The sequence below is a fragment of the Oligoflexia bacterium genome (genome assembly GCA_035326705.1).
In the GTDB taxonomy this organism is placed as follows: domain Bacteria; phylum Bdellovibrionota_G; class JALEGL01; order JALEGL01; family JALEGL01; genus JALEGL01.
The window spans coordinates 82,926-90,266 of record DAOLES010000006.1 but is presented as its reverse complement, the minus strand read 5'-3'; the positions used below and the strand labels follow the sequence as shown (position 1 = coordinate 90,266).

Annotated in this window: 7 protein-coding genes; 3 read left to right on the top strand and 4 right to left on the bottom strand. The window is 36.3% G+C overall.

Features of this window, described 5'->3' with window-relative positions; genetic code table 11:
• Positions 1-76 precede the first annotated feature (76 nt).
• Together PKC21_09090 and mgtE are read right to left on the bottom strand one after the other, a co-directional pair.
• Positions 77-1,642, bottom strand: coding sequence for an N-acetylmuramic acid 6-phosphate etherase (locus tag PKC21_09090; protein HMR25494.1), 1,566 nt, complete (start codon positions 1,640-1,642; stop codon positions 77-79).
• A 29-nt stretch (positions 1,643-1,671) separates the two neighbouring features.
• Positions 1,672-3,024, bottom strand: a complete 1,353-nt coding sequence (gene mgtE / locus PKC21_09085) for a magnesium transporter (protein HMR25493.1) — start codon at positions 3,022-3,024, stop codon at positions 1,672-1,674.
• A 135-nt stretch (positions 3,025-3,159) separates the two neighbouring features.
• Here mgtE and PKC21_09080 point away from each other — a divergent pair, with 135 nt between their 5' ends.
• The 3 genes from PKC21_09080 to PKC21_09070 are packed head-to-tail and all read left to right on the top strand — an operon-like array spanning position 3,160 to position 5,642.
• Positions 3,160-4,347, top strand: a complete 1,188-nt coding sequence (locus PKC21_09080) for a cytochrome c (GenBank protein ID HMR25492.1) — start codon at positions 3,160-3,162, stop codon at positions 4,345-4,347.
• A gap of 48 nt (positions 4,348-4,395) precedes the next feature.
• Complete coding sequence (locus tag PKC21_09075; GenBank protein HMR25491.1) at positions 4,396-5,373, top strand: hypothetical protein; 978 nt, start codon at positions 4,396-4,398, stop codon at positions 5,371-5,373.
• Positions 5,370-5,642 (top strand): hypothetical protein, encoded by a 273-nt coding sequence (locus PKC21_09070; GenBank protein ID HMR25490.1) that lies wholly within the window; start codon positions 5,370-5,372, stop codon positions 5,640-5,642. The genes PKC21_09075 and PKC21_09070 overlap by 4 nt, the downstream gene beginning before the upstream one ends.
• 33 nt (positions 5,643-5,675) lie before the next feature.
• Here the strand turns inward: PKC21_09070 and ruvB are convergent, their stop codons facing one another.
• Together ruvB and ruvA are read right to left on the bottom strand one after the other, a co-directional pair.
• Positions 5,676-6,743 (bottom strand): Holliday junction branch migration DNA helicase RuvB, encoded by a 1,068-nt coding sequence (gene ruvB, locus PKC21_09065; GenBank protein ID HMR25489.1) that lies wholly within the window; start codon positions 6,741-6,743, stop codon positions 5,676-5,678.
• Positions 6,719-7,330, bottom strand: coding sequence for a Holliday junction branch migration protein RuvA (gene ruvA / locus PKC21_09060; protein HMR25488.1), 612 nt, complete (start codon positions 7,328-7,330; stop codon positions 6,719-6,721). The genes ruvB and ruvA overlap by 25 nt, the downstream gene beginning before the upstream one ends.
• Positions 7,331-7,341 lie beyond the last annotated feature (11 nt).

Here is a 7,341-nt window from a genome sequence, read left to right as displayed (position 1 = left end):
TCAGCCGAGTGTTCATTAAAAATAATCTGTACTATATCTTTGTTAAAGCACTATAGTCTAGAGCAGATAAGGTTTCTTAAGCAAACAGTCTTAAAATATCATAATAATCACTGACCAAATGCCAGCCGTGTTCTTGCGCCATTTCTTTTAAGTTTTGGTTATGTGGCGTGATATAAAAAATGGGGAAGCCTACTTCATCAAGAATTGTAAAGTCATTGGATGAATCACCTACATAAATAATGTTTTCTGGCTTTAGCTTATGGTTTTTGATCAGCTTGCCGTAACAAGCATGTTTATCAACATAAGGAACGTCTAAGTTGACAGTTCCATCAAAAACATGACCATCATGATTGAAGGTATTGGCCATATAAAAATCTAGATGAAATTGGTTTTGCATAGATTCTGCCACCATACTTAAACCACTGCTGAGAATTCCCACTTTAAGATGTTTTTTAAATAGGGGTAAAGCTGTTTGCAAGCCTCTATTGTATGGAGCAGTACCTGCACTACAGAATAAGCTTTTTTTAGCAATGTTTATAGGTTGATCTTTTAAGGCTTGCGCACATAGAGTCCAAATATCGGCATAAACTATTTTTTTTGCTTTGTATTGCTCTATCCAAAGCTCCATTTGATCATAAATATTATACGCCCAACCTAGGGCGGCCCAAGTAGAAAAGCCAATGGGTAGATGATAGCGCAACATGCTGCCATCCATATCAAGAATAAGCGCAGAGTAATGATCCAAGTGTAACTTTAAATTGTCACTCAAGGCTTGTCTTAAATGGCCTTTATGTTGGGTTAAAAGTTTTGCACTGTCAGCAAAGGATGTTTGTGTTTTTTCTTGTAAGATATAATGTTTAAGACCTTGTGTAAAAGGTTCTTGTGGAGCTTTAAGCAATAAGCTGTCTATGATGCGCAATGTTCTCTTAGAGAGTTTTGTGTTGGTGGCTTTCATATCCACCATTAAATTACCAAAGGTATGGCCCAATTTGATCATGCAGGCACTGGAAAAACAGTTGAGGAACATTTTTAAAGCCGTACCGGCCTTCATGCGCGTGGAGCCTGTCACTACTTCTGGACCGGTTGCAAGGTAGACATAATGGTGGCTAAAGTCTGAGTGTTGCAAAGGATTATTACTGATCATCCAAGTGGAGCAACCTTGTTGCTGTGCAAAATCCAAAGCTGATAAAACGTAAGGTGTGGTCCCACTGGCAGATAAACCAATAACAATATCTGTATTTTTAAGTTTGATGTTTTTAAGATCCGTGATGGCTAAGTCAGTATCATCTTCAGCGCCTTCAACGGCAGTGTGCAAAGCTTGTTTGCCACCGGCAATCAGTGCAATGATGGTTTCTTCACCTTGATTATAGGTGGGGAGACACTCAACCGCATCTAAATAACCCAAGCGCCCACTGGTGCCCGCCCCAACATAAATAATACGGCCACCTTGTTCTATTTGAGAAACAGCGGTGTTGACCAACAGCGTGAGTTGTTCTTGAACCTGTTTTAACAGCTGAGGTAAATCCTGATCATTGTTTTGAATAATATCAATCACTTGTTCAGTGCTGCGAGCATCAATATCTAGAGAGTTGGCTAAGGCTTGTTCAGTTAGCAAAAGGGTGTTCTGATTTTTCTCATTCATAAAACTGCTTTATAGGGAATAACCAGGTATTACAAATCTAATAAAACTTTGGCCACTGAAAAATAAATAACAATACCAATAACATCTACAATTGAGGCCACAAAGGGAGAGGACATGATGGCTGGATCTTGTCCCAAGTGTTTAAAAATAATAGGGAGTAGAGAGCCAACCAAAGCTCCAAAGGTCACCACACTGATCAAAGATATCCCAACGGCAATGCATAAATAAAGATCTGCTCCCCAAATAAAATGAGCCCAGACAATACCAATCAAACTTAAAAACAAACCCAAAAGCAAGCCTACCAAAGTTTCTCTACGCAAAACCTTAAAAAAATCTTTGCTTTTGACGTCTCCTACAGCCAAACCACGGGTAATCAAGGTAACAGATTGTGAACCGGAGTTTCCACCTGAGGATATGATGAGGGGTACAAAAAACATGAGCATGACGGCTTTTTGCATGGTGGACTCAAAGTATTGTAAGGCTGAAAAGGTAAAAAACTGTCCTAAAAACAATAACATCAACCAAAACCCACGTTTTTTGACAATGTCCATGATTTTAGACTGAAAGTAAGGATCTTCCAAGGGCTGCATGGCCCCCATTCTATGCGCATCTTCAGTATTTTCTTCAATAACGGTGTCAAAAGCATCATCATGGGTAATAATACCCACCAATTTCATCTCGTGGTCAACCACAGGAACGGCCAATAAGTCATATTTTTCAAAAGTTTTAACCACATCTTCTAAACTACTGTCCACTGACAAAGCAATGGGGTCTTTGGATAAAATCTTGCTAATGCTTAGTTCATCATCTGCCAAAACCAAATCACGCAAGGAAACCGTACCAATTAATCTGCGGTCATTGTCAACAACATAGACATAATAAATGGTTTCTTTATCCAGAGCGACTTTCTTAATATGAGCCAAAGCGCTTTTTACATTCATATCAACTGGGATGTTGACATATTCTGTGGTCATCAGTGCCCCAGCACTATCTTCCTGGTACTGTAAAAGTTTTTTAATTTCTTCACGTTCCGTACGTGCTATGAAAGGCAATAAAGTTTTGACAGTTTGATCCGGAAGTTTTTGAATCAAATCCACCCGGTCATCCGAGGAAAGTTCTTCTAAAATATTAACGGTTTCAGTTCTACCTAAATGATTTAAAACATTGGCTTGAGTTTGCAAGTCTAACTGTTCAAATACGTGAATTCCACTTGGGAAACGCAAAAAACGAATAATAGCGGCAACATGTTCGCTGGAGAGTTGATTGGCAATTTCAGCAACATCACTTGGGTGAAGATCTTTGAACAGCGTTTTAAGGCGTTCTAAGTCACCGTTTTCGATTGCCTGAACAATCTCGGGTAATATTACTTGTGAATCTTCCATATCGGATGCTAATGTAACACATTGTTGGGTAATCAAAAATGAAATTAATGGATAAGCTCGCAATTTCTTACGTTATTTTTGCATTTTTGGGCTGTATGAAAACTAAAGATTTTCTTTAAGTGCGCTTTTCTTTTTTTGATTAATGGTTATAATAATAAGATCACGTACTCTTCAACATATACAGTTCTTATTTTTTCACTCATTCTATTGTGTTTCTCTGCAATTGAAGCAGGTCCACTAGAAACAGATAATTTGGTTTGTGATCAAGAAGATAGACGTTTACTTGTATCAAAATTAGATTATGTATACCGGCATTATCGTTACGCTGTTTCAGAGCAACCCGTTAAGGTTATCTCTATTGATAAATATAAAATTGTGGAAAGAGTGTTAAAAAACGCCATGGAACAGGCTAAAAAATGCCTATCTAACCCTGTTACCCCAGAATTGGCTTATGTAGAGCAAATTGTAGCCGATTATAAAAACATTGCCAAACCCAGCAAGCTTGAAAGCAATATTGAACATATAAGAAATGATTTGATTAAAAAGTTTGATTTAAGCACTTCTCCTAAAAATATTCCAGATCTTAAAAAAGGTAAAAAAGTTTATGACACAATATGCGCGCAATGTCATGGAGATCGTGGAGATGCCAATACCGCCGTATCACAAACGTTTAAAGTAAAACCTACAGCATTTTCTGATCCTAATATTGTTGATCGGCTGTCACCTTTTCAAATGGCCAATACAATTAAAGATGGTGTAGAAGCAACAAATATGCCGTCATTTGCGGGTCTTAGTGAAAAAGAAAGATGGGCCGTGGCCAATTATATTTTGTTTTTAGCATCAAAAGAAAATTCTGGAGGGACTGCAAAAAAATCTGTGTATGTTCCTTGGTATAAAACCATGGACTTAACCAACGGTGAACTTAAAACAAGAATACAACGATTAGGGGTTATTCCGTCAGCATTGAATGCAAGTGTGAGTTACATAAGATCATTAGAGATGTATCAAGATAAAAAATTGCAAGCCCCACTCAATAGACTGTATCAAACTGAACTATTATTTGTTAAAACACGGATGCTGATTGAAAAGGATAATCAAAGAGAAGCCAGACAAATTGCTTTAAAAGCTTATTTTGATTACTTTAAAAAAATAGAGCCGTGGTTGGTTAAAGAGGGTTATGCGCAAGAGGTGACTGATTTTGAAACCCAGATGTTTAATTTTACGTCATCTTTTTCTAGGCCTGAATTAAATCAAGCGGATCTTTTAAATATAATTATAGAACATATTCAAGGTTTATCTAAAGATCTCATTAAAAAAACATAATTAGCACGGTATTGATTTACTGGCATATCCATTGCACCTAGAAAGCCTATGCTTTTTGATTTGCAAATTGATGACTGCATAAAAAAAACACAATACAGAAAACTTTTGTTTAAAAAAAATTACGGTATTGGAAGATCAATAAAAAACGATATTGTTATTTTAGATCGTGAGATCCCATTGTTTTGGAAAAAAATTAAACGCCAAGGGTTTCATTATATGATTGATGAACTGCCAAACCCTACAAAGCATGAAAATAAGTTTTTAATCAGTGTTGAGTACAGTCGTTTTTTTTATATTGCCTGTCTTATCATTGCAGCCAGCATTGCCTATGGCTTATACATCTTATTTAACAATGTAAATCCCAATTCTTTATTAGAGCAGGAAGTCTTTTTACCCGGTAAGAGTTCTTATGGAGTGTTAAATGATCAAGAACTAGCAAAACTAAAGATAAAATTTTATTTTAATCAAAATGATCTTGATAAAATAACTGACAAACAATTACATTTTAGTGTGGGTAATATTAATGATACGGATCAATTGAGTGTTTTTATTAATCAACAGTTAATAGGTTATGCCCAAGCATCTGGTTTTGGCTCCTGGGCAAAAGAACAACGTTTACGGATTCCAAAAGACATTATTCATAAAGGTAAAAATGAAATACATTTTCAACTGCAACGTAAAGATATTCATGAAAAAAAATGGGGGGTAAGAAATATCTATATTGAGCAAACTGTAAAAAATACAGGGTATGATTTAGATGAAGGTAGCATTAGGCAATATTTAGAAAACTTTTTAAAATTACCAAGTCCAGATGAGAATGATTATAAAAGATTTAATACAATGCGGTTAAAGTACAAACAATTAAAAGTAGAAAAAAATAAAAATTTTAAGCCATCAACTTTAGATAAGTTGTTTGAAGCCATTGAGTATCAAGAAGAGCAATTTTTTAAAACAAAAAGCTTGGTGCAGCAAAGACACAAGCAATTGCTTGAACAGGATAACTATGATGATGAGGAATATGATTGATGTGGTTGTATGTTTATTCAGATGAATCAGAATACAGTTATGTTGTGGATGAAGATGTAAAAAAAATCTTCTTAAAAGAAGTATCTTTGTATTATGATGGATGTGTACAAGACAATAATACTTTTAGAGTTTCTAAAATGAAGGATGGAAGTATTTTGTATAAGTCTGGAACCTATAGGCATAAACAACTTAAGCCATCGTATTGGCAACAGACATTGTTTTTTTGTGCATTATTTAGCCTGTTGTATTTAATGTTAACACAACTTTAAGCTCCAGGTTTGCTTGTGCCCTGTCAGGGGTGTTTATTTAGAATTAAATAACGAGTTTTGTTGATGCAAATAAGATGTTTGAGGAGGTTTTTTTCCTAAATGTTCATAAGCGGTTATGGTTACAATCCTGCCTCTTGGCGTTCTCTGAATAAACCCTTTTCTAATTAAAAACGGCTCATAAACTTCTTCCAAGGTATGGCGTTCTTCACTGATAGCAGAAGATAAAGTGTCAAGCCCCACGGGTCCACCATTAAACCTGTCTATGATAGCCAAAAGAATGGTTCTATCCATGGCATCAAAACCTTGTTGATCTACTTCTAAAAGTTTTAGGGCCTCTTGTGCATTTTTTATGTCTATACAGCGCTGACCATTGACTTGAGAAAAATCACGCACTCTTTTTAATAGTCTGTTGGCAATTCTTGGGGTTCCGCGTGAGCGTCTGGCAATTTCCAATGCCGCTTGTGGTATAATATCAATGTTAAGTAGCTTGGCTGAACGAGTGACAATTTTTTGTAACTCATGATCATCATAAAATTCTAAACGTTCTACTACACCAAAACGATCTCTTAAGGGTGAAGTAAGCAAGCCTGAACGAGTTGTAGCCCCCACCAAAGTAAAAGGAGATAAATCAATTTTAACTGTTCTAGCTGAAGGTCCTTGGCCAATAATAATATCCAGCTGATAGTCTTCCATGGCTTGATATAAAATTTCTTCAATGGAACGATTCATGCGATGGATTTCATCAATAAATAAAACGTCTCTTGGTTCTAAGTTGGTTAAAATGGCTGCTAAGTCACCAGCTTTTTCTATGGCTGGTCCTGAAGTTGATTTAAGTTGAACTCCCAGCTCCTTGGCAATAATCATAGCCAAGGTGGTTTTGCCTAAGCCTGGAGGGCCGCTTAATAAAGTGTGATCCATGGCCTCATTGCGTTGCGATGCAGCTTTTAAAAAAATAGATATTTTATTGATCAACTTGTTTTGACCAACATATTCTCCCAAACTTTGTGGACGTAAAGAATATTCATCTTGATCAACAATGCTGGTGACTTGGGGGTCAAGTTCACGGATAGTGGGATCTATTGTGAAAGAATTTTCAGACATTCTTTAAACGTCCTTTCAAAACTTAAGGGTTGTTCTTGTTTTATGCTACCAAGGGCATTGATGATATGTTCACGTTTATAACCAAGATTAGATAAAGCTGAAATAATTTCTTCTGAAGGTTCAGCAGAAATAGTTTGGTGATCAAAACTAGCAGCATGCATGCCTTTGTTTTCAAGGATCAGATTGCCCAATCTATCATTGAGTTCAACAGCAATACGTTGTGCAGACTTTTTGCCAATGCCAGGACAACTGGCAATGGTTTTTACATCTTTATGAATAATGGCATTGATTAAACTGTCATAGGACAGGGTTGCTAGCATGTTTAAAGCGGTTTTAGCGCCCACACCTGACACGGATAAAAGTTTTAAAAACAAAGCTTTTTCTTTTTTTTCTGCAAAACCAAATAAGCTGATTTGATCTTCTCTAACATGGGTGTAAATAAAAAAGGTATTTTTATGGCCTATTAAATGGCTTAGGCTTTGCTGTAATTTAGGGGAGATATAAACTTCGTAACCCACGCCTTGACAGTCAACCGTAACGGTTGCATCGTCTACAGAAAGTATTGTGCCATTAAGCAAGCCAATCATATTCTCATTCT